This window comes from Mesorhizobium sp. RCAM 05099 (assembly GCF_059683685.1).
Genome location: NZ_CM185035.1, coordinates 2,339,452 through 2,359,443, shown reverse-complemented (window position 1 = coordinate 2,359,443; position 19,992 = coordinate 2,339,452). Strand labels below are relative to the sequence as shown.

The following is a 19,992-nucleotide window of genomic DNA, read 5'->3' as shown; positions in this document are numbered from 1 at the left end:
GCCATCTGGTCGAAAGCCCAGCGACACGCTGATGTGCCGGTGTCGCCGCTTACATCGAGCGGCTTACCGCAACATTGATGTTGTTGTTGCCAATGACGGGATAAGGCCCGCGCCTGCCAGAAACGTGCGAACTTCGGTGCGAACCTGCTGCGCCCGTCCCACCAAAAGGTGTCCGCCAGTGTCGTAGACGACCAGCTTGGCACCAGGGATCTTGTCCGCTGAGAACTCAGCCGCCGGCAGCGTGTTGAACAGGTCGTCACGCGCGGAGATGATCATTGTCGGCGCGGTAATTTCACCCAACGGCATTTCATGTAGCTCGGGGGCGCTGTCGATATTGATTCCAGGGAAGCGCAGCGACAAGGGCTCGACGCTCCGGACAAAACTCATGACGCGATCCTGCTCGGCCTGAGGCGCAGCCGCTACCAGTGCCGGTCGAACGCCGAGAAAGCGAATGAGTATCGACGGCGCGACGTTCTCGGCGGCCCACCAGGCGAAATCGCCGCCAGCGTTGACGGCCCAGAATGCGAACCTGTTGCCGCGGCCCACTTCGATCGAGATCGGACTGGTGGGCGAATAAAGGGCTGGGACGACCAGGATGAGAGCGGCGACCTTGTCCGGGTGCCGGAGTGCCAGCTCAGCCGCGGAACGCGCGCCTGCCGAAATGCCGACGACCACCGCTTTGGGGAGGTTGAGTTTGGAAAGCAACGCCGCGTGCGCATCGGCCTGCGCGGCTGGAGAGGAGTCCGGCGGAACGGGGGTGCGCAGATAGCCGAAGCGCGATGGCGCGATGACCCGAAAGCCCTCACCCACAAGATCGGCTGCAATGGCAAGGCCTTGGTCAAAGCCGCCGCCGGCGCCGTGGATCGACAGAAGCGGAATGCCCGCACCGCTGTCGGCGTATTCGATCGGGCCTGTGTCGAGGTTGGCGACCAGACTGCCTCGGCTGGCCGTGTCGCGCATGCGACCAAGCTCGTTCTTGTAAAGCAGGAAGGCCACACTGGCCGCGGCCACCATGGCGATCAATATGGCCAGCAGGAAACCTCTAGTTCGGCTCATTGCCAAACTCCACCAAATGAGCCGCCATTCTGCCACCAAGCGCCTGAATCAAGGCAAGCCGCGCAGGAGACCGGCCAGTCATTTGCATGACCGATCCCCCGTTCAGTGCGAGACGAACACCGGCAGCGAGAATTGCTCGAGCAGGGACTTGGTCATTCCGCCGAACAAGGCCTCGCGGATTCGCGAATGGCTATAGGCGCCGGCTACGATCAAGTCGGCGTCCTCCACGGCGCGCGAAGCGAACAGCGCCTCGATTGCCGACAGGTCGCCGGTGTCCGTCCAGCGGTCGGTCTCGCCTTTGACGCCATGTGCGAGCAGATGGTCGCGCAGCAAGTCGATATCCGTATCCTTTATGTCGGCCGGCGGATCGAACGCGAACACCGTTACTTTTCGCGCCCGGACCAAAAGGGGCATCGCATCATGCACGGCACGGGCGGCTTGTCCGCTCGGCGACCAGACAATCGCGATCTCTTCTCCAACGGGTCTCGGCCGCCAGTCCCGGGGCAGCAGGATCATCGGCACGCCTGCCGACGTCAACAAATCCCCGGGCACCTCGGGCGGTATCCTGTCGGAAACCTCACGGTAGGGCTGTGTGGCGACCACCAGATCCGCATAGGGCGTATAGTAATGCTTCCATCCCGCCGAGTTACGATCCGCGACCTTGAAGCGAACGTCGACGCCAAAGCGATTGGCACTGGCGAAAAATGTGTCTTCAAGCGATTTCGCGCGTTCAGCCCACTCGCTGGCGAAAGCTGCGGCGGAGTCGACGTCGACGCCAGTCAACCTCGCGCCGTGTGCTTTTGCCAGCGAAAGGGCAAAATCCACCCGCGCTCCGTTTTCGACCGAACCGTCGAGGAACACCAAGATATCCTTGTAGCTCATGTGACGCTCCTTCTTTCGTGTGCCGGCTGTTTCCGGGCAGTTCCACCTAAGCGCGCTGGATGCTGCCACGCTTTGCGGCGGATCAAACGGGCCGAGCGGCACCGATTTCGATCAAGTCTGCTCTACGCACGGCCACGCCGTTCTTCCCGGACCGAACGAGCCGGCAGGACCGAGAGCCCATGGACCAGACGGTCCATGAGCACCACGCACGGCCGGCGACACGCAGGCCGCTGCTTGGCGGACTGTTGGCGAACCGGCCCAAAATCATTGGTAAACTTCGTCGTCGAGGGCGAGATTTCGGGCGATCAGCCCCAACCTCGGCAAGTCCTCGCTCTATGACAGGTTGATTGCCACGTTGCGCAGCAGCGCAACGGATTTTCGCATGCCTTCCATCGGGGAGAGCATCAAGTCCTCGTGCTCGATCGACAGGACATCGTCGTAGCCAACCTGCTTGAGCGCGGTACAGAACTGCCGCCACCAGGTCTCACCGTGACCGTATCCGAGCGTGATGTAATTCCAGGCTCGTTCGGCATACAGGTTTGGTGGACGAGCATCGAGCGTGCCGTCGATGCCCGCAGGAATCGGCTCGATCCGGGTATCCTTGGCGTGGACATAGTAGATCGCCGAGCCGAGCTTGCGGATGGCGGCAATCGGGTCGGCCCCCATCCACAGCGGATGACTGGGGTCATAGTTGGCGCCGACCGTCTCGCCGACGGCGTCACGCAGCTTGAACAGCGTCTGGACGTTGTAGACGGCCTGATGGCCGTGCAGTTCCAGGCACAGTTTGTGGATGCCGAGGTTGTTTGAGAACGCGACGAGGTCGCGCCAGTACGGGATGATCCGCTCTTCCCACTGGTAGCGCTGGATCTCCAGGCATTCCGGCGGCCAGTCGGTGATGATCCAGTTCGGATGGGCGTCACCCGGTCCGCCCGGCAGGCCCGACATCATGACGACGCGATCGATCTCCATCAGGCTGGCCAGCCTTATCGTATCCTGTGTAACGCCATGATGGGCCGCGCCCTGCGGCCCGGGATGCAGCGGATTGCCCGAGCAGTTGAGCGCCGCGATCGTCATCCCGTGATCCCTGATCTTGGCGACGAATTCCTTGCGCGTGGCCGCGCTCGCCAGCATCGCCTGCAGATCGATATGCGGCGCCGACGACCAGTTGCCGCAGGCAAACTCCAGCGTCTCAAGTCCAAGCTCGGCCGAGGCGCGCAACATCTCGTCGAAGGCGAGGTTGCCGAGGCTGTCCGTAATCATGCCGATCTTCATCTGGAAACTCCTCGTTCAATCGCGCTAGAACCGAACGGTCTCGAACCGGCCGGACTTGGCGGAGGCAAGCGCTGCCTCGCACAGGATCATCGCCTTGCGGCCGTCGCTTGCCGTGACGTCGGGCCGTTGGCCTGTTTCGACACAGGTGATGAAATGATCGATCTCGGCTGCGTAGGATTCGGCATAGCGCTCGACGAAGAAGTAATACGGCTTGTCGCGCGATATCGCCTTCGCGCCTGATATTTCGACCGATGTCGGCACCCTGTTGCCGGCCCGCAGCATCCCATCCGCGCCATGCACCTCGATGCGCTGGTCGTAGCCGTAGGCGGCCCTGACGCTGTTGTTGATGTGGCATTGCCGGCCGGACGCCGTGCGCAGCACGAACATCGCGGTATCGTAGTCCCCCAGCTTGGCATATTGCGGCGCGACGAGCGACGACCCGGTCGCGAAGAGTTCCACCGGCTCTTCGCCCAACAGGTTTCGCGCCATGTCGAAGTCGTGGATGGTCATTTCCCGGAACACGCCCCCTCCTCCGGCCAGCGCTTCCTCGGTTTCCGGTTCCGGATCCCGGCTGGTGATGATGACCTGTTCGACGGCGCCGATCTCGCCTTGCCCAAGGCGCGCCTTGAGCGCCCGAAAACTCGGGTCGAACCGACGGTTGAATCCGATTTGAAAAGGCACGCCGGCCTTCTCGACAGCCGCCGGGCATTGGTCCGTGCGCTTGAGATCAAGATCGATCGGCTTTTCGCAGAAGATCGCCTTGCCCTTGGCGGCCGCGGCCATGGCCAGGTTCGCGTGGGTTCTTGTCGCCGAAGCGATGAACACCATGCGGATCGACGGGTCATCCATCACGGTCTGGGTGTCGGCGATCTCGGCTCCGGTAAGGGCCGAGACCTTCGCGGCGGCCTCGGTGTTCGGATCGACGATGTAGCGCAGGCGCACGCGCGGATGGCGCGCCAAATTGCCCGCATGCACCTGGCCGATGAGGCCCGCTCCAAATAGACAGACATCGATCATGCGTTTGATTTCCCTGAAAGGCCGCGTGGTGTCGGGCGGCCTTGTGCGTGGCCGGGGCGGCGGCTTGATTGAGGTGGGTGACTGCCCAGCCGGGTCGTCATTTCACGGCTCCCATGGTCAGCCCGCGAACCAGATGGCGCTGCACCAGAAGCGCGAAGAAGACGATCGGCAACGCGCCGATGACGCCGGCCGCCGACATTGAGGCCCAGTCGGTGTCGATGCGGCCGATCAGCGTGGCGGTGCCGCGCGGCATCGTCATCGCCCGGGGCGTGGCCGTCAGCGCCAGCGCGAACAGGAATTCGTTGAAGGTGACAAGCACGGCGAAGATGGCGGTCGCCGCAAGGCCGGGTGCCGCCAGCGGCAGGGTGATACGCCGGAACGCACCGAAGCGGGAATCGCCGTCGACCATGGCGGCTTCCTCGAGATCCACGGGGATTTCGCGAAAGAAGCTCTCCATCATCCAGACGCAGAAGGTGATGTTGAACGCGGTATAGGTGGCGATCAAACCCAGCCAGCTGTCGAGCAGGCCGAGCTTGAGCATCAGCAGGTAGACCGGGATCAGGATGACGACCGGCGGCACGATGCGCAGCGTCAGCAGGAACAATCCGACCTTGCGCTCCATCGCGAAAGGCAGGCGAAAGCGGGCGATCGCATAGGCGCCCATGGCGCCGGCGACCAGGGCGATCGCCACGGAGAAGAACGTCGCCACCAGCGAGTTGGTCAGATAGGCGCCGAACTGCTTTTCCGTGAACAGCCTGATGTAATTGTCCAGTGTAGGGACATGCGGATAGAGCGTGCCTTCCTGGGTGATCTCGCGATTGGACTTCAGCGAGGTCGAGACGAGCCAGTAGATGGGCAACAGCACGATGGCCAGCACCGCGCTCATCACCCCGATGCGGGCCAGACGACTGTTCATGATGCGTCCACCCTGCGCAAAAGCCGCACGGCGCTGAAGGCCAGCGCGAGCACGACGAGACCGATGGTGACGAAAAGTGCTGCCGCATAGCCGGTCTGCTGGAACTTGAAGGCGGTGTCGTAGCCATAGATCGAGACCAGCCGCGTCGCCTCGCCCGGTCCGCCCCGGGTGAGCACGAACACCTGGTCGAACGTGCCGAAGGCGTCGATCGTTCGAAGCACGATGGCGATCGCCAGCACCGGCCGCATCATCGGAAAGGTGAGATCGGCAAATACCCGCCAGTTGCCGGCGCCGTCGACGCGGGCGGCCTCGAAGGGTTCGTGCGGCAGCGACTGCAGGCCGGCGAGCAGGATCAGGAACATCAGCGGCGTCCATTCCCAGACATCGAGAACGACGAGGCCGATGAAGGCCTTGACGGGGCTGCCGAGGATCTGCACCGGCCGCCGCCCATCCACTCGGAGATTGCCGTCAGCATGCCGGCGTCGCTGGCGTAGATCAGCCGGAAGACGATGGCGACGACGACGGGCGTGATCACCATCGGGATGATCAGGATCGTCCTGAGCAAGCGGATGCCGCGAAATTCCCGCAGGCAGAACAGCGCCAGGGCAAAGCCCAGGATGGCCTCGAAGGTGACCGACAGGGCGACGAATTCGACCGTCACCCAGAGCGAGTTCAGAAACTGCGGGTCGCTCCACAGCTTGATGTAGTTCTGCATGCCGACATCGGCGACGACCGAGCCGTAGCGATAGACCTTGGTGCTGGCGCGCAGGCCGTCCCAGAGCGGATAGACAAGCACGCCGAGCACGATCAGCAGGCCTGGCGCCAGCATGAGATAAGGGAGGGCGAGGTCGAGCCCCGCCCCCTGCAGACGGTATTTGCGGCTCTGCGTCCCGCCGTTTGCCATCAGTAATAGCCGACCGAAGACAGGTAGTCCTTGACCTGCTTGGCGGCATTGTCCAACGCGGCGCCGCCACCCGAGCCGGCCTGCAGCGCCTTGTTGAGTTCGATGCCGAGCAGTTCCTCGACCTTGGCCCAATCGGGCGTGCGCGGCCGCGGCAGCGCGCCGGCGTCGAGCTGCTGCAGAGCGACCGGGATCAGGCGGTTGCCTGGCTTGGCAACGCCAAAGGCGCTGCGCTTGACCGGGATGGAACCTGCTTCCGACAGCTTGGCCTGGATGGCGGCGCTAACATACCACTTCAGGAACTCGACCGAGTTGGCCTTGTTGGGCGCCGATTTCGGAATGCCGGCAATGAAGATGCCCATCTGGGCGATCGCCGATGTCTGCTTCGGCACGACGCCGAAATCCAGCTTGCCCGCCACCTTGGTCTGCGCCGGATCGTCGGCCTTCAGCGCATTGCCGGAATACTGGATGATCGCGCCAGCTTCGCCGCCCAGGATCGCCGCGCCCTCCTGATCCGAGTCGAACTCGACGACGCCGCTCGGCGCGTTCTGCTTCATGGTGCCGACGAAGAATTCGGCCGACGCCTTGCCTTCGGCGGAATTGAAGACCGGGTTCCATTTGTCGTCGAAGAACGAGCCGCCAAACGACAGGAAGACCGGGTACCAGCTGGTCACGATCGGATTTCCGGAAACACCGCGGAACACGACCGGATATTTGATCTTGCCAGCCGCAACGCCTTCCTTGCCCTTGGCGATGACCTCGTCCCAGGTCTTCGGCGCGCCGCTCGTGTAGACATCGTTGCGGTAGGTCAGGGTCTGCAGATCGCCGACGAACGGCACGCAGATCAGCGTCGGCGTGGCGGTTTCGAAGCCTTTCACGCGGGCGCCCTTCTGCGGCGGCCAGTAGCCCATGTCGATCATCGAGCCGATCCAGTCCTTGTCGCCGCCGTCGATGCCGGCCGCGCCGAGATCCTCGAGCACATTGGCCGCGCCGAACTGCGGCACCCAGGGATCGTCGAGGAGGTAGAGGTCGTACTGGCCGGCGCTGTTCTTGGCGTCGGCGAACCACTTCTCCAGTGTCACGCCATATTCATCCTCGAGGAATTCGATGTCGAAGCCGGCATCCTTGGCGAGCGGGATGATCTTCTGCTTGAACGGCGTCAGGCCGCCATCGGCGAAAGCGCCGATGATCACCTTCTTGCCGGCCGCCCTGGCCGGGACAGGCAGGCCGAGTGCGGTAAGGGCGGTGGTGGCAAGCGCCAGGCCAAGTCCTCCCTTGAGTACGGAGCGGCGAGTAAGTCTGCTTCTGCTGGACTGCGTCATTTCACTCTCCATCACTGTTGACCCTGTGGACGGCCGTCAGGCCGGCCGAATTGAAGAAGCATGCGTTCGACACATCAAAAGTGACCGCGATGTTGGCGCCGACCGCGCCCCTGAAGTCGCGGCCCGCGCGGACCGAAACATTGCCGCCGCCAAGGCGCACGTTGACCAGCGTCTCATTGCCCATCGGTTCGACGACATAGATCTCGCCGGGCAGCGCGTTGGGCGCGCCCGGCGCTGACACGCTCATGTCTTCCGGCCGCAGGCCGATCTCGACCACTTGCGCCGCGCGGCACGCCGCCAGCCGGGCGGGCGGCATCGCAACCGGCGTTCCACCGATCGCGATGCCTTGTTCGGCCAGTTTGACCGGAAGGATGTTCATCGGTGGGTTGCCGACGAAGGTGGCGACGAAACGGTTGGCCGGGCGGTCGTAGATGTCGGCCGGCGGCGCCATCTGCTGCAGCTCGCCGCCATGCATGACCGCGACGAAGTCGGCCATGGTCAAGGCCTCGACCTGGTCGTGGGTGACATAGAGGGTGGTTGCGCCGAGCCGCTGGCAAAGCCGCTTGATCTCGCCGCGCATGGTCAGGCGCAACCTTGCGTCCAGGTTCGACAGCGGCTCGTCCATGAGGAAGGCCGCCGGATCGCGAACGATGGCGCGCGCAAGCGCCACGCGCTGCCTCTGGCCGCCGGAGAGCTGGCGCGGCCGGCGATCGAGCAGGTGGCCGATTTCGAGAACCGCGGCGACCTCGTCGATCTTGCCGCGGCGCTCGGCATCCGGCATGCCGCGGATCCACAAGGGATAGCCGATGTTCTCGCCGACCGTCATTTGCGGATAGAGCGCATAGCTCTGGAAGACCATGGCGATGTCGCGGTCGCGCGGCTGCAGCCGGGTGACGTCGCGGTCGCCGATGAAGAGCTTGCCGGCGCTTGGCATGTCGAGGCCGGCCAGTATGCGCAGCGCCGTCGTCTTGCCGCAGCCCGAAGGACCGAGAAGGGCCAGGAACATGTGGTCGGGAACGGCAAGGTCAAGCGACCGCAAGACGTTCAGCGCGCCGTAGTTCTTGACCACACCTTGGTACAGGACAGAACTCATTGCCGCTCCCCAGCGCCCCCGAAGGATATCAGTTCTTCCGTTCCTTGACCTCGAAACCAGCTTTGCGGGCCAGGTCGCGCAGGTTGCGATAGCCCATTGTCGCATAGGTGAGCGGGTGGGCCTTGGCCGGATCCTGTTCGGCCTCGACCACCAGCCAGCCGGCATAGCCATTGTCGGCCAGCACCCGCAAAAGCGTCAAATAGTCGATGGACCCATCTCCGGGCACGGTGAAGATGCCCTCCATCACCGCACCCATGAAGCTCATATCCAGGGCGCGAGCGCGCTTCAGCACATCCGGTCGCACATCCTTGCAGTGCACGTGGACGACGCGGCCGACATGCCGCCGCAGCAGCGCCTCGGGATCGCCGCCGGAAAACAGGCAATGGCCGGTGTCGTAAAGGAGGCCGACGGCTTCGCCCGAACCGGACATCAGCCTGCCGATCTCGTCATCCGTCTCAACGATGGTTCCCATGTGATGGTGAAAGGCCATGCCGACGCCGAAATCCGCGAACCGTTCGGCCAGTCGCGTGATCTTGTTGCCGTAGGATTTCCACTCGCCGTCGGCGAGTTTGGGACGCTGCGAGATCGGATCGTGAATGGCGCCGTGGCGGCCGCGCGACGTATCGGCGTAAACGACGTGCCTGGCGCCGAGGTCGCGCAGAAGCGTCAGATGCGGCAGGATGGCGTCGAATTCCTCCTCGACCTCCTTTTCGCAGATCCGGCCATCGTACCAGCCGGAGACCAGTTCGAGGCCATGGGTGGCGAGGACCGCGGCCAGCTCCTTGCTGGCACGGGGAAACTTGCCGCCGAGCTCGGTGCCCGCGTAGCCGGCCTGCGCCGTTTCGGAAAGGCAGACCTCGAGCGGCGTATCTCCGCCGAGTTCCGGCACGTCGTCATTGGTCCACGTGATCGGATTTATGCCTATCCGGACTGCCATCATCGCTCCTCACCGAACCAGACCATTGGTCGCGACGCTTCATCCCAACCATTCCGGTCGGTGTAGGCGTTTCGCTTGCGCTCTGTTCTGGCCCGTCGTTCCCTTTTTCTTTTTATCTAAGCGCCAATCTGTCTCCATCGCGAGAGCCAGTTTGCATGGAAGTGAAGGTGCCAGTTTCAATCGCGGCAGTGCTCGTCTAAGCTCTGCTTGTTCTCACGCGGCCGAGGTTTCGATGCGAATGTCAAGGCGAAGGCGCCAGGCCTTTCCGATGGAAGCGCTGGTCATCGACCGGACCATCGACGAACCGATCCATCGCCAACTCTATCGGCAGATTGCCTCGATGATCCGTGACCGCCGCCTGGCGCCGGGGTCGGAACTGCCGTCGACGCGCGCGCTCGCGGAAGATCTGAACCTCGCGCGCAACACGATCGTCGGTGCGTATGACCAGTTGGCGACGGAAGGCTATCTTGCAAGCCGGCAGGGCGCGCGCCCGGTGGTCGTCGACCTGCCCGTGAACTCGACCGATCGAGGCAACAAACCCGCGGCCACGGCAATCCGACGCCCGCTTTCCAGGCGCGGGGAAAGCCTGATGCAGCAACCCTTCCATCATGGATCGCCCGGTCGCTTTGCCTTTCATCCGGGCATGCCGGACTCCCAGAACTTCCCCTTTGGGGTCTGGGGCAGGCTTCTGGCGCGCCGGGCGACGTTTGGCGCAGACATGTTGTTCGGCACCTATCATGTAACCGGTCTGCCGGCGCTCAAGGAGGCGATAGCCGGCTACCTGATCTCGGCCAGGGGCGTGCGATGTTCTCCCGAACAGATCGTCGTGACGACGGGAGCGCAGGCGGCGTTCGACCTGCTGGCGCGCCTGCTGCTCGATCCGGGCGACACGGTCTGGCTGGAGGAGCCGGGTTACTACGCCGCCAAGGCGACCTTCACGGTCGCGGGCGCCAACATCCTGCCGCTTGTCGTCGACCGCGACGGCTGGCAGATGAATCAGCCGGAGGTCTCGCCGCGCCTGATCTATGTGACGCCCGCCTGCCAGCATCCCCTGGGGATCACGATGCGAATGGACCAGCGGCTGCGCCTGTTTGAAATCGCCGAACGCAACAATTCGTGGATCATCGAGGATGATTTCGACGGCGAGTACAGGTTTCAGGGAAGGCCGGTCCCCGCCATACAGAGCATGGATTACGCCGACCGCGTCATCTATGTCGGCACCTTCGCGAAACTGCTGTTTCCGGCGCTCAGGCTGGGGTTCATGGTCTTGCCCGCCGCTCTGTGCGAGGGCATTCCGCATGCGCTGAGCACCACCGGGCAGTTCGCGCCGCTGGTGCTTCAGGCGGCACTGGCCGATTTCATCGATGAAGGCCACATGAGCCGCCATCTCAAGCGCATGCGCCGCATCTACGCCGAGCGGCGCAAGTTTTTCTACGAATTGTGCGAGACCGAACTGGCCGACCACATGACCCTTTGGGCAGCGGAAGCCGGAATCCAGGTCGTTGCCGCGCTTCACGAAAGTTGCGACGACCGGGCGGTGGTGCATTGCGCCGACAAACTCGGTGTCAACGCGTCGCCGCTGTCGAAATATTATTGGTCATCCTCCGGCAATGGCCTGGTGCTTGGCTATGCCGCCTGCAACAAGGCCGAGAGCGAAGCGGGAATCCGACGTCTGCGCCAGGCCATCGAACAGGTACGGACACCGTCATGAGCCTCGCCTGCAAGCGATGGACTGGTTGGTGGGCCCGGAGGGAGATGGTCTCCCCAACAAAACAGGAGGTTGTTCGCCGGGCATATCCCCCGTATTCGGTAGCGAACCGGGGAAGAGCTTCAAATGAGCACCTCCCACCCGGCGGGGCGCCAAGCCTGAGGCCGGACATGGAACTTCCGACCGCGGCCACGGTTTACCACCTTGATGTCGAAGGTCTTCAACGTCAGGCAATCAAGTTGCCCGAGGCGACGCTTCGGACAAAGGCAAGGGAGCGTTCCAGCGGTGGCCTATACGGTAATTTGGTACGGGAAAGAGGGCATCGTTGAAAAGACGCCCTTCGATGCCGAGAAAGCAGCGCGCGATCATGCGCTGGCGACATTTCTTGTTCGAAAGCAGAACGAGGGGATCGTCGCGGTGGAAGTTCGCAAGGACGATGGCACGGTTGTATTCAGCCAGGCAGGAGGCAGCTAGGTCGTCTGGATCGCTCGTCGCGATGCTTCAGTGGGCAGCCTGGCCACAGGTCGAAAGACGGTCCTTCACCCGGTCGGACTTTCGACTGACGCGGCTCCAGGCAAACGAGCAAGAGAAATCCCTTGCGGACCTAGTACCAGCGGCCGCGACCATAAAAACCGCCGCCGCCCAGCAGAAGAACGATAAGAACGATGACCAGAATTGTGGTGATATCCATATGCACCTCCTGAGCGCGGCCAGCGGGGTTCGCCGTTCGCCACTCTTGCCCTATGGGGCATGAATTGTTCCTGTCACTTTGACGTCCACCAACGTTCCGCGCGGCATTCTTGTTCCAATGCATACCTATCGGGCATGACCAGCCCAAGAACCGCTGGCCTCACCTCGGCTGGAAAGGTTTCAGAAACCATGTCCAGGTTTCCCAGGGAACCATCTGGCCTGACGCTTTCTTTAGCTGCATGAAAAAACCTGACACGCTCGCCACGGAAGATCGCCACCACACAGGTTCGGTCGGTACGCCGCTCGAATTGCCATCCCAACATCAGGATGCTGAAGGAGATTTCGGCGGCCGGTTTGGATATGGGCATCCCGCTCACAAGCCCGATCCTTTTGCCACCTACACATTTTCGGCCGGCCCTGTTCGTCCTTTGCCGATCGACAACAAGAAAAGATGGCGCTAACCGGCTGTGCGAAAACCCTACGAAACGGCGTATTTCGCCAGGAAGCATGGGATCACACAGGCCCAGGCACGACGGATCACCAAGGACTTCGGCCCTTCACGTGTCAGATGCGACACAGCCGCCCAAGATCTGAACTTGGCCCTGAGAGGCTCACCGCGGCTGCATGAGCGCCGGCCGGCATCTGTGTTTTCGATACCAAAGCGATAGCTGATTTCTGGACCCGGGCGGCCAATGCCGATGCATCGCCTTGGCGCAATCAGCGAAGCCACTTCTTGAACCTCGCGGCTTTGTTCCGCACGAATGCGGCGGCTGCCGCATCGCACGCCTTTCGCGATGGTCCATTCGCGGCGATGATGAACTTGGCGTCTCTCAGCGTGAGATCGTGCTTTTCTGCAAAGTGGATTGCTCCATAAGGCTCGTCTTGGGGGATGCCCCCGATCGTATAGGCCATTGGTGCCTCGCATGACGGATAATGGCTCGGTTACGGCCTCTTGCGCTCCGGGTACATCAACCTTCGACGACAGGCGATGGTTCCGACCAGATGTGAACCTCCGGCCACAGCCAAGGGTTAGCACCTTGATGTTCGAAGGTTTTTGACTTGAGACAGTCCACCTGCCCGAGGCGACGTTTCGGGTCAGGCCGGGCGGTTCAGGACCACCGGTCCTGCTTGCGCATGGTCATGCTCGTACACATGCCACGCCGTGTTGCGCGCTTCTCGTCGAAAGCCATGTGGTGGTTTGCCCCAATTCCCACCGTGGTTCCATGGTCGATCCGCGATGATATAGAACGGCTTCATGCTATGTCGACCAGCCAGAAGCGATGGCCGATATCGACCCCGCCTATCCACGAGTTTGCTTTCCTCGGTCAGGGAGAAAGAAGCGCTTCGAGTTTGCTGGTCAGGTCATCAAAGCTGAACGGCTTGCGAAGAACCGCACGATCGCTGAAGCCTTCCCGCATGTCACCGCCGCTGTTGCCGGTCGAATAGATGAAGGGAACACCCCGCTCGGCAAGCGCATCGGCCACGGTATTGCTGTCGTCGCCATCAAGATTCATGTCCAGCATGACGGCATCGAACGTCTGTGCTTCGATCAGCGCGATCGCCTTTTCGATCGTGGCGGCTGAGGTCACTGACTGGCACCCAAGGTCGCCCAACATGTCCTCGATCATCATCAGGACCAGAATTTCGTCCTCGACAACGAGCACGCGCCGGCCAGAAAGCAGTTTATCCATCGCGAGGTCCCGGTACCGGAATATTCATCGTGCAGATCAACCCGTCCGGGCGATAGTCGAGCTGCACAGTGCCTTCGAGTTCGTGGGTCAGGCCGCGCTCGATCACGCGCGACCCGAACCCCTTTCGCAGCGGTGGCGTAACTGGCGGCCCGTCCTTCTCGCGCCAGGACAGGATCAACCTGCGGCCTTCCGACGTCGGCTCGATCGTCCAGTCGATCCGGATCGAGCCATGTCGTTGGAAAACGCACCGTACTTCACCGCGTTGGTGGCGAGTTCGTTGAACGCGATGCCAAGGGCCAGGGCAGCCTTTGTCGAAAGGCGGATGTTCTCGCCGGCAATCACCAGTCGCTTCGCCCGCCCGTCGGTGACGTCGAACGGTTCCAGGGCATCGCGGAGCACATCGAGAAGCCCGGCACTGTGCCAGTTTTCGCGGGTCAGCAAATTGTGCGACCGGGAGAGCGCAAACAGCCGGGACTCGACGGCTTCGCGGATCGCCCGTGGATCGGAATTGGCTCGCGATGCCTGCCAGACGATCGATTGCACCGTTGCCAGTGTGTTCTTCACACGATGGTTCAGCTCGTCGATGAGCATTTTGGATTGTGCCTGCTCCTCCTTGTGTTTGGTCAGGTCGACGAAGGAGGCAAAATACTGGACGATGGCGCCGCCCTCGTCCCGGACAGGGCTGACAAACAGGGCTGCCCAGAATTCGCGTCCATCCTTGCGTCTGTAAAGGATCTCCGGACCCGGCTCGACATTGGCGTCGAACTCAAGCTTGATGCGTTTCAGGACTCGCGCGTCGGCGCCATCCGCCATCAGGAAATTGAAGGGCTGGCCCAGCACCTCTTCCCTGGCGTATCCGGTCAGGGCGAGGAACGCGTCATTGGCAAATATGATGGGATGGCCGGGTTCCTTGGCATCGGTGAAAACCATCGCCATTCGCGTTGTCTCGGCGGCAACCACGAACGGTCCGAGGTCGTCATGAAAGCCCTCGACTTCGGCTTCGGCGCCCTTCTGCTCTTCGGATTTGGCGACTACACTGGACATGTCGTTAACCGGTCGGCGTTCGTTATGCCGGTGACAGCCATCGCGCTTCTCCCTTGGAGAAAAATGTGATCGACTTAATTCGCCGGCGCCAACTCACAGGCAACTCCTGATTTGTACGCTTGCGACACTCGGTTAGCGAGTCATTCCACGCGCCCACGGAATTGCCGCCGATACGCTAATCCTCGCCGGAACGATTGTTTGGGGCCTGCGTTCCCTGACTGCTGCGGATCGCGTCAACCGGGCGTGGCGGTACGGTGAACAGGATGGTTTTCCCGGTTTCATGTCCTGACCACGAATGGCAAAAGCGCCTGTCCCGCCCGGTCCGCAGCATGCGGGCGGGCGTGAGCCATGGCTAACCCCAAAACGTCCAAATTTGGAATCACTCATCGGAGCGACCTCATCCTTTTGAAGCGGGTCTACAACCGCGTTTGCTCTCTCCAAGAGGTGCCGCATGGCCGGCACACCAGATTTGGGCAACCGCGACGCTAGAAGTTCGATCGCTGCCGTGCAGTCATTTGCGGCTCGATGACGGTCGTAGAAAAACCCGGCTCCCATGGCCAGGTAAACTAGTTTGGTTCCTTCATAACCTTCATTGCCCCAATCGATCTGGGTCATAGAGCAAGCCCACGGCTTATTTGCGAATACATCGCTCAGACGCTCAGCGAAGCGCCTGTCAAATGCAGCGTTGTGTGCGATCACCAAGGCCGCATCGCTGGCGAACGCTCCGACCTCCACAGGATCAATCACCTGCCCCGCCACCATCTCATCTGTGATGCCCGTGAGGGCGGTGATCGCTGGCGGGATGGGTGTCGAGGGTTGTCGGAATTTTTGAAAAGCCTCCCGTATCTGAAAAATTCGACCGTCGAGGCCATAGGTGAACGGCACCATGGCAAGCTCGATGATCTCGTCGTTCACCGGATCAAGACCAGTCGTTTCCACATCCAGGAACAGACCTTGGCGCATTTCCGAACCATCGGGCTGCTCGATGACCAACCTTGATGGTAGCCTACGAAGAACACGATACTGGCCACTTGCATCGAGGGCTTTCGCCATGGCTTCAAGGTTTGGGCCATTATTTTCCAACTCGTTCTACCTTCATGAATAGCTCTGCAGTAGCAACCATCGGTCGAGAAGAGAGCTTCGTCGGCTGGTCGAATGGCAAGAAGCTCTTCCCATCCGACATTCGCGCAGGTGATGTAGCAAATCGTGCATTCAGCATCCGCTGATTTCTTCAGGCTGCGATAGGAAAGACGCCCAGCTCTTGCGAAGAGCATTGCTTCCCAGCCCGCCGGTTCCATTCATGAGCAACGCTATCCCTTAAGGCTGTTTCGTAGCCTTCCGTCTGTACCGCCGGATGAAGAGCACTGCGAGGCAGCAGGCCGTTGTGAACACTGCTGTCCGCGCTGATCGAATGCCCAACAAGTCGCTGGTGTGCGCCATGCCAGATCCAAAATCATGAAGCAGATTGTCTACCGACGTACGAATTGATGCGTACGCACGATGGACCAACCAGCGCCCAGACAGTGTCAACGACCTCCTCCAGCGACAGACCATCGTGGTCGATCGATTGTGCATAGGCCCGCCACTGTCGTCGCTTGGTCTCATCCTTCAAGAAGGTTTCGGAAAGGCCAGGCGGTCGCTCGGCAGGAATGTCGGTTTGCCGTCGCTCGAAAGTCGCCCGGATGGCAGCATCCAGATCAACATCAGCGATAGGGATTGTCTTGGGAATAGCCCACAAGTCGAAATAATCCTTCATGCGACCATTGGCGATGCCCAGGGCGACCATGGCCTGGAATTTCTCAGCGATAACCGCTGCCGGCGGATAGGTCCGTATTTGCGGCGTCTCCATGCCAAGTAACGATGGATAGGCAAGCGGTTGCGCCGCCGCGTCGAGGGCGTCGCCGAATGCTATGTCGATGGTAACCGGGATTCGAGATCGCTCCAGGAAGGCCGTTGTCCGCAGGCGCACCCCGCCATACTCCATTTCTTCGCGGATCGCCGTTGCGGTTAGGCCTTTGGTGTCAAACACAAGTCCATCGTCTGCACCGATTGCCATGACATCGGCAAATGCAGCTTTGAGCTTTTCCGGGTTGGCGTCGCCGTACCCGAGGAAGTCAGCGTCTCGCGTCTCGCGATTGCCGCCGTCAATCCATAAGGTGACGAGCATGCCACCCTTCAGGATGAAACGATCTCGCTGATCCGAGACCGACAGGCGATAGAGAAGCCGTTCGAGCGCGTAGCGCACCAGCACGATCTCATAGATCCGGCCCTCCTTGCGCGCGAGGTTCAGTAACCGCTGCTTGATCGAGGCAGCCTGATTTGTAGTGCCTTTAGCCATTCGAGGTCAGGGCCTCGAGATAAGGGCGCATGATCCTCCAGGAGTCGCCTGCAATTGCCGCTTCCGCGATGGCGCCAGGTGTTGCCTTGCGCTGGTCGAGCGCAGCTCGCAGCCCCTCGACTGCAACCGAGCGATCGACCAGCTTGCGGTTGCGGAAGATATCGGCGAGCGTCTTCGGCACCGAAAAGATGGGAACGTCGACTCCCGATATCCGGTGATGCTCTATTCCGTGCTGCATGTACTTGTCACGAAGTTCGACGATGCGGATCGGCGGGTATGATGGCGCCGGTGCCCCCCAGTCCTTGGCACTGATAGCAACCCAGATCTTGCGAGGCATCTGGTCGGTCAGCCCGTGAAAGGCGAGCGCCGAAACCATTGCAATGACGCCTTTGGGAACCCTCTTTGCAGCTTCAGCGAGTGCCTGCTCGGTCTCAACTTCGCTATCGGCTCGTTGATAGAGGCCGCGCGAGATTCGGATAAGTTGGCCATTTTGGACAGCGCGCGAGATCGTCTCAGGCGCAATCCCGGCCTTGCGGAGTTCATATGCGCGCATGATTGGCTGGGTGTCCAGGAGGGCAGCCAGTTGTTGGCGTTGGGTTGTTTGAGTCCGTTCCATGGCGTGACATATCCTGGGTCTCGTTTCGATCATACCCAGGATTTGTCACATTGTCGCTGCGTGACATATCCTGGGTCTGGTTCAAATCATACCCAGGATATGTCACATTCCGAGGCGTGTGATCCCCTGGATTTCTCATTTCAAAACTCGAGTAACACGACGCTCTCCTGGTCAGCGGATTCAAACTTGAGAACCGACACGTGGGCGGACAAGATCGCTTTCGAAATCACCGCTTTCCGACCATACCCAGCTCAGCACGCGTTCTACCGTCTCATTGAGATACGCTGCCCGAAGCCCACATTCCCAGACGATAGCGACGCGCCAGCCTTCCGCATGCAAGGCATCAACCACCTCGCAGTCTCGGGTCATGTTTCTATCGAACTTCGCAGCCCAGAATTCCGGCCTGGACGCTGGTGTGCTGCACCAGTGACAACCCGCGTGACGATGCCAGAAGCATCCGTGAACGAGGATTACCGCCCGTCGCGAAGACAGAACCATATCCGGTCGGCCAGGCAAATGTGCCCCGTGCAATCGATATCGCAGGCCAGACCGATGCAGCGCCTTTCGCAATGCCATTTCCGGCCTCGTGTTCTTCCCTCGAATGCCGGACATCATCCGAGAACGGGTCGCCTGATCAACTACATCTGCCATCGATCCAAGCCTGTCATTTCTCTGCAGAGCTGATATTAATCAGACCTTTGCTCCCGGGGTCGAAAGAGCGTGATTCTTGCCAACATATGCAGTTGTTGACATATTTGCAGGTCCTGGAGGACTGGCCGAGGGATTTTCGAGCGTTTCCGGCGCCGATGGGAAATGCGCGTTCAAGATCGCTCTGTCGATCGAGAAGGACAAGGCGGCGCACTCGACCCTGCAGCTGCGAAGCTTCCTGCGCCAGTTTGGCAATTCCCTTCCTGAAAGTTACTACAATCTGATCAATGAGGGGGGCGAAGTACCCGACTGGTCCAAAAAGCACCCAAAGGAATGGGCCGCGGCGGAAGAGGAGGCTTGGCAACTCGAGCTTGGCAAGGAGGATCCCGAGGAGCGACTGAACGCTCGACTCGACGCCATCCGGGCCGAAAGCGACGGCAATGTCATCCTCATAGGCGGCCCGCCCTGCCAAGCATATTCGCTTGTTGGCCGTGCCCGCAACCAGGGCAAGGAAGGGTATGTGGCCAGCGAGGATGAAAAGCACTTCCTGTACAGGGAATACATCCGCATCCTCGATCGACTCCGGCCCGCGGCCTTTGTCATGGAAAACGTCAAGGGCATGCTGTCTTCGTCGGTCGATGGCGAGAATCGGATTTTCGATCAGGTACTTCGTGACCTGCGTGGAGACCGGCCGCATGGAGAGCCATACCGGCTGATTGCACTGGATCCGCGCAGCCGAGGACAACTCGGCTTTGGCAGGTTTGAACCACGCGCCACTGATTTCATAGTTCGTGCCGAGGATTTCGGAATTCCTCAGGCACGCCATCGAGTGATCGTCGTCGGCCTCAGGTCCGACCTGGCTGCAGACTTGCCTGATTCCGCCCTCGCCGACCTGATGGTCCGCCATAGCCTGACTGCAACCGTCGGCAACGTACTGGATGGGATGCCGAAGCTGCGCAGCGGTCTCAGCCGTGGAGTCGACAGCCGGGAGGAGTGGAAACAGATGGTCAGCATCGCCATGGCCTTTGTCGCCGACGTGGACACCGGTCTGGCGGATGATCTGCAAGCAGCATTTGCGCAGACGGCTCAACGGTATCATGCGACCTTCGAGAATCTGAACGACATACCTGGCCGTGAGGCGCGGGGCGTCGGCATCTCGCCAGCCTGTCCAGCCGACCTTCGTGACTGGCTGATCGATCCCAGGCTGGAGACACTGCCAAATCATGCGACTCGTAGCCATATGGCGAGCGATCTTGCCCGTTACTTCTTTGCAGCGGTCTTCGCCGAAGTCGTCGGCCGCTCGCCGAAGGCGTCGGATTTTCCGGAGGAGCTGGCACCGGAGCATGAGAACTGGAACTCGGGCAAGTTTGCCGATCGCTTCAGGGTGCAACTCTCCAAGGCTCCCTCAACGACCGTCACGAGTCATATCTCCAAGGATGGACACTACTTTATTCATCCTGACCCAATGCAATGTCGCAGCCTTTCGGTACGCGAGGCAGCGCGTCTTCAGACCTTCCCCGACAACTATCTCTTCCAGGGCAATCGTACCCAGCAATATACCCAGGTTGGCAATGCGGTGCCGCCTCTCCTCGCCCGCTGGATCGGTGAAGCTCTTTTCATGATTCTGACTGCCGAGAGAAGCGATGCAACAGAAAACGAAATGAAGCTGTCGCAAGTTGCCTGACCAGGCCGGTTGGAAAGATTCACGCTGATATTCGCGTACGGTTCTAGTGGCGAAGTCGTTCGCGATTTTTTCATTTCAGCTTGCAGCCGATGGCCTGCAGCGTACAAAGTCCATTCGGGGTGATGAGTCTATTCATGGCGGGGGGCGATGTCCGTATCAGCGACACAAATGGATGCG

General features: G+C 61.1%; 22 protein-coding genes. 4 read left to right on the top strand and 18 right to left on the bottom strand.

Annotation, left to right across the window (positions count from 1 at the left end; all coding sequences use genetic code 11):
* Positions 1-63: 63 nt before the first annotated feature.
* From AC56QQ_RS11600 to iolE, 10 genes are all read right to left on the bottom strand, one after another.
* Positions 64-1,056, bottom strand: coding sequence for an alpha/beta fold hydrolase (locus AC56QQ_RS11600; protein WP_497127213.1), 993 nt, complete (start codon positions 1,054-1,056; stop codon positions 64-66).
* Between the two features lie 102 nt (positions 1,057-1,158).
* Positions 1,159-1,938 carry a hypothetical protein gene (locus AC56QQ_RS11595; protein ID WP_497127211.1) on the bottom strand — a complete coding sequence of 260 codons (780 nt, stop codon included), beginning with the start codon at positions 1,936-1,938 and terminating at the stop codon, positions 1,159-1,161.
* Between the two features lie 333 nt (positions 1,939-2,271).
* Complete coding sequence (locus AC56QQ_RS11590; protein ID WP_497127208.1) at positions 2,272-3,210, bottom strand: sugar phosphate isomerase/epimerase family protein; 939 nt, start codon at positions 3,208-3,210, stop codon at positions 2,272-2,274.
* A 24-nt stretch (positions 3,211-3,234) separates the two neighbouring features.
* Complete coding sequence (gene iolG / locus AC56QQ_RS11585) at positions 3,235-4,227, bottom strand: inositol 2-dehydrogenase (RefSeq protein WP_497127206.1); 993 nt, start codon at positions 4,225-4,227, stop codon at positions 3,235-3,237.
* 97 nt (positions 4,228-4,324) lie between these two features.
* The gene (locus AC56QQ_RS11580; protein WP_497127203.1) at positions 4,325-5,143 is read right to left on the bottom strand and encodes a carbohydrate ABC transporter permease; all 819 of its coding nucleotides are present in this window, start codon (positions 5,141-5,143) and stop codon (positions 4,325-4,327) included.
* Entirely contained in the window at positions 5,140-5,580 is a 441-nt protein-coding gene (locus AC56QQ_RS11575; RefSeq protein ID WP_497127200.1) for a carbohydrate ABC transporter permease, read from the bottom strand. The genes AC56QQ_RS11580 and AC56QQ_RS11575 overlap by 4 nt, the downstream gene beginning before the upstream one ends.
* On the bottom strand, positions 5,505-6,047 hold the full coding sequence (locus AC56QQ_RS11570; RefSeq protein WP_497127197.1) for a carbohydrate ABC transporter permease: 543 nt from the start codon (positions 6,045-6,047) through the stop codon (positions 5,505-5,507). The genes AC56QQ_RS11575 and AC56QQ_RS11570 overlap by 76 nt, the downstream gene beginning before the upstream one ends.
* A complete protein-coding gene (locus tag AC56QQ_RS11565; RefSeq protein ID WP_497127194.1) occupies positions 6,047-7,366 on the bottom strand; it encodes an extracellular solute-binding protein in 1,320 nt (439 codons plus the stop codon). Before AC56QQ_RS11565 ends, AC56QQ_RS11570 begins: the two co-directional genes overlap by 1 nt.
* A gap of 1 nt (position 7,367) precedes the next feature.
* A complete protein-coding gene (locus AC56QQ_RS11560; protein WP_497127191.1) occupies positions 7,368-8,459 on the bottom strand; it encodes an ABC transporter ATP-binding protein in 1,092 nt (363 codons plus the stop codon).
* A gap of 28 nt (positions 8,460-8,487) precedes the next feature.
* Entirely contained in the window at positions 8,488-9,396 is a 909-nt protein-coding gene (gene iolE, locus AC56QQ_RS11555) for a myo-inosose-2 dehydratase (RefSeq protein WP_497127188.1), read from the bottom strand.
* A 268-nt stretch (positions 9,397-9,664) separates the two neighbouring features.
* On the opposite strand from iolE, the gene mocR reads away from it, so the two are divergent.
* Together mocR and AC56QQ_RS11545 are read left to right on the top strand one after the other, a co-directional pair.
* Positions 9,665-11,107 (top strand): rhizopine catabolism transcriptional regulator MocR, encoded by a 1,443-nt coding sequence (gene mocR, locus AC56QQ_RS11550; protein ID WP_489862606.1) that lies wholly within the window; start codon positions 9,665-9,667, stop codon positions 11,105-11,107.
* 282 nt (positions 11,108-11,389) lie between these two features.
* Positions 11,390-11,578 (top strand): hypothetical protein, encoded by a 189-nt coding sequence (locus AC56QQ_RS11545; protein WP_489862607.1) that lies wholly within the window; start codon positions 11,390-11,392, stop codon positions 11,576-11,578.
* 290 nt (positions 11,579-11,868) lie between these two features.
* On the opposite strand, the gene AC56QQ_RS11540 is transcribed toward AC56QQ_RS11545, so the two are convergent.
* From AC56QQ_RS11540 to AC56QQ_RS11520, 5 genes are all read right to left on the bottom strand, one after another.
* Positions 11,869-12,171 (bottom strand): hypothetical protein, encoded by a 303-nt coding sequence (locus AC56QQ_RS11540; protein ID WP_497127185.1) that lies wholly within the window; start codon positions 12,169-12,171, stop codon positions 11,869-11,871.
* Between the two features lie 340 nt (positions 12,172-12,511).
* A complete protein-coding gene (locus tag AC56QQ_RS11535; protein WP_497100974.1) occupies positions 12,512-12,706 on the bottom strand; it encodes a hypothetical protein in 195 nt (64 codons plus the stop codon).
* A 413-nt stretch (positions 12,707-13,119) separates the two neighbouring features.
* On the bottom strand, positions 13,120-13,485 hold the full coding sequence (locus AC56QQ_RS11530) for a response regulator (RefSeq protein ID WP_497100975.1): 366 nt from the start codon (positions 13,483-13,485) through the stop codon (positions 13,120-13,122).
* Between the two features lie 174 nt (positions 13,486-13,659).
* On the bottom strand, positions 13,660-14,529 hold the full coding sequence (locus AC56QQ_RS11525) for an HWE histidine kinase domain-containing protein (protein WP_497127182.1): 870 nt from the start codon (positions 14,527-14,529) through the stop codon (positions 13,660-13,662).
* 132 nt (positions 14,530-14,661) lie between these two features.
* Complete coding sequence (locus AC56QQ_RS11520; RefSeq protein ID WP_497128953.1) at positions 14,662-15,582, bottom strand: 3'-5' exonuclease; 921 nt, start codon at positions 15,580-15,582, stop codon at positions 14,662-14,664.
* Between AC56QQ_RS11520 and AC56QQ_RS11515 the strand changes: the two genes are divergently transcribed.
* A complete protein-coding gene (locus AC56QQ_RS11515) occupies positions 15,528-15,755 on the top strand; it encodes a hypothetical protein (RefSeq protein ID WP_497129284.1) in 228 nt (75 codons plus the stop codon). The genes AC56QQ_RS11520 and AC56QQ_RS11515 overlap by 55 nt on opposite strands.
* Before the next feature lie 227 nt (positions 15,756-15,982).
* Here the strand turns inward: AC56QQ_RS11515 and AC56QQ_RS11510 are convergent, their stop codons facing one another.
* The 3 genes from AC56QQ_RS11510 to AC56QQ_RS11500 form a co-directional block, all read right to left on the bottom strand.
* Positions 15,983-16,867 (bottom strand): nucleotidyl transferase AbiEii/AbiGii toxin family protein, encoded by an 885-nt coding sequence (locus tag AC56QQ_RS11510; protein ID WP_497127179.1) that lies wholly within the window; start codon positions 16,865-16,867, stop codon positions 15,983-15,985.
* Positions 16,860-17,516 carry a type IV toxin-antitoxin system AbiEi family antitoxin domain-containing protein gene (locus tag AC56QQ_RS11505; protein WP_497127176.1) on the bottom strand — a complete coding sequence of 219 codons (657 nt, stop codon included), beginning with the start codon at positions 17,514-17,516 and terminating at the stop codon, positions 16,860-16,862. The genes AC56QQ_RS11510 and AC56QQ_RS11505 overlap by 8 nt, the downstream gene beginning before the upstream one ends.
* 147 nt (positions 17,517-17,663) lie before the next feature.
* Positions 17,664-18,095, bottom strand: a complete 432-nt coding sequence (locus tag AC56QQ_RS11500) for a very short patch repair endonuclease (protein ID WP_497128950.1) — start codon at positions 18,093-18,095, stop codon at positions 17,664-17,666.
* A 115-nt stretch (positions 18,096-18,210) separates the two neighbouring features.
* Here AC56QQ_RS11500 and AC56QQ_RS11495 point away from each other — a divergent pair, with 115 nt between their 5' ends.
* Positions 18,211-19,815 carry a DNA cytosine methyltransferase gene (locus AC56QQ_RS11495; protein ID WP_497127173.1) on the top strand — a complete coding sequence of 535 codons (1,605 nt, stop codon included), beginning with the start codon at positions 18,211-18,213 and terminating at the stop codon, positions 19,813-19,815.
* Positions 19,816-19,992 lie beyond the last annotated feature (177 nt).

Excerpts from the sequence above, each read along its gene's own strand:
- AC56QQ_RS11600 (WP_497127213.1), bottom strand. The coding sequence starts at position 1,056 with ATGAGCCGAACTAGAGGTTTCCTGCTGGCCATATTGATCGCCATGGTG.
- AC56QQ_RS11595 (WP_497127211.1), bottom strand. The coding sequence starts at position 1,938 with ATGAGCTACAAGGATATCTTGGTGTTCCTCGACGGTTCGGTCGAAAAC.
- AC56QQ_RS11590 (WP_497127208.1), bottom strand. The coding sequence starts at position 3,210 with ATGAAGATCGGCATGATTACGGACAGCCTCGGCAACCTCGCCTTCGAC.
- iolG (WP_497127206.1), bottom strand. The coding sequence starts at position 4,227 with ATGATCGATGTCTGTCTATTTGGAGCGGGCCTCATCGGCCAGGTGCAT.
- AC56QQ_RS11580 (WP_497127203.1), bottom strand. The coding sequence starts at position 5,143 with ATGAACAGTCGTCTGGCCCGCATCGGGGTGATGAGCGCGGTGCTGGCC.
- AC56QQ_RS11570 (WP_497127197.1), bottom strand. The coding sequence starts at position 6,047 with ATGGCAAACGGCGGGACGCAGAGCCGCAAATACCGTCTGCAGGGGGCG.
- AC56QQ_RS11565 (WP_497127194.1), bottom strand. The coding sequence starts at position 7,366 with ATGACGCAGTCCAGCAGAAGCAGACTTACTCGCCGCTCCGTACTCAAG.
- AC56QQ_RS11560 (WP_497127191.1), bottom strand. The coding sequence starts at position 8,459 with ATGAGTTCTGTCCTGTACCAAGGTGTGGTCAAGAACTACGGCGCGCTG.
- iolE (WP_497127188.1), bottom strand. The coding sequence starts at position 9,396 with ATGGCAGTCCGGATAGGCATAAATCCGATCACGTGGACCAATGACGAC.
- mocR (WP_489862606.1), top strand. The coding sequence starts at position 9,665 with ATGGAAGCGCTGGTCATCGACCGGACCATCGACGAACCGATCCATCGC.
- AC56QQ_RS11535 (WP_497100974.1), bottom strand. The coding sequence starts at position 12,706 with ATGGCCTATACGATCGGGGGCATCCCCCAAGACGAGCCTTATGGAGCA.
- AC56QQ_RS11530 (WP_497100975.1), bottom strand. The coding sequence starts at position 13,485 with ATGGATAAACTGCTTTCTGGCCGGCGCGTGCTCGTTGTCGAGGACGAA.
- AC56QQ_RS11525 (WP_497127182.1), bottom strand. The coding sequence starts at position 14,529 with ATGTCCAGTGTAGTCGCCAAATCCGAAGAGCAGAAGGGCGCCGAAGCC.
- AC56QQ_RS11515 (WP_497129284.1), top strand. The coding sequence starts at position 15,528 with ATGGTAGCCTACGAAGAACACGATACTGGCCACTTGCATCGAGGGCTT.
- AC56QQ_RS11520 (WP_497128953.1), bottom strand. The coding sequence starts at position 15,582 with ATGGCGAAAGCCCTCGATGCAAGTGGCCAGTATCGTGTTCTTCGTAGG.
- AC56QQ_RS11510 (WP_497127179.1), bottom strand. The coding sequence starts at position 16,867 with ATGGCTAAAGGCACTACAAATCAGGCTGCCTCGATCAAGCAGCGGTTA.
- AC56QQ_RS11505 (WP_497127176.1), bottom strand. The coding sequence starts at position 17,516 with ATGATCGAAACGAGACCCAGGATATGTCACGCCATGGAACGGACTCAA.
- AC56QQ_RS11500 (WP_497128950.1), bottom strand. The coding sequence starts at position 18,095 with ATGTCCGGCATTCGAGGGAAGAACACGAGGCCGGAAATGGCATTGCGA.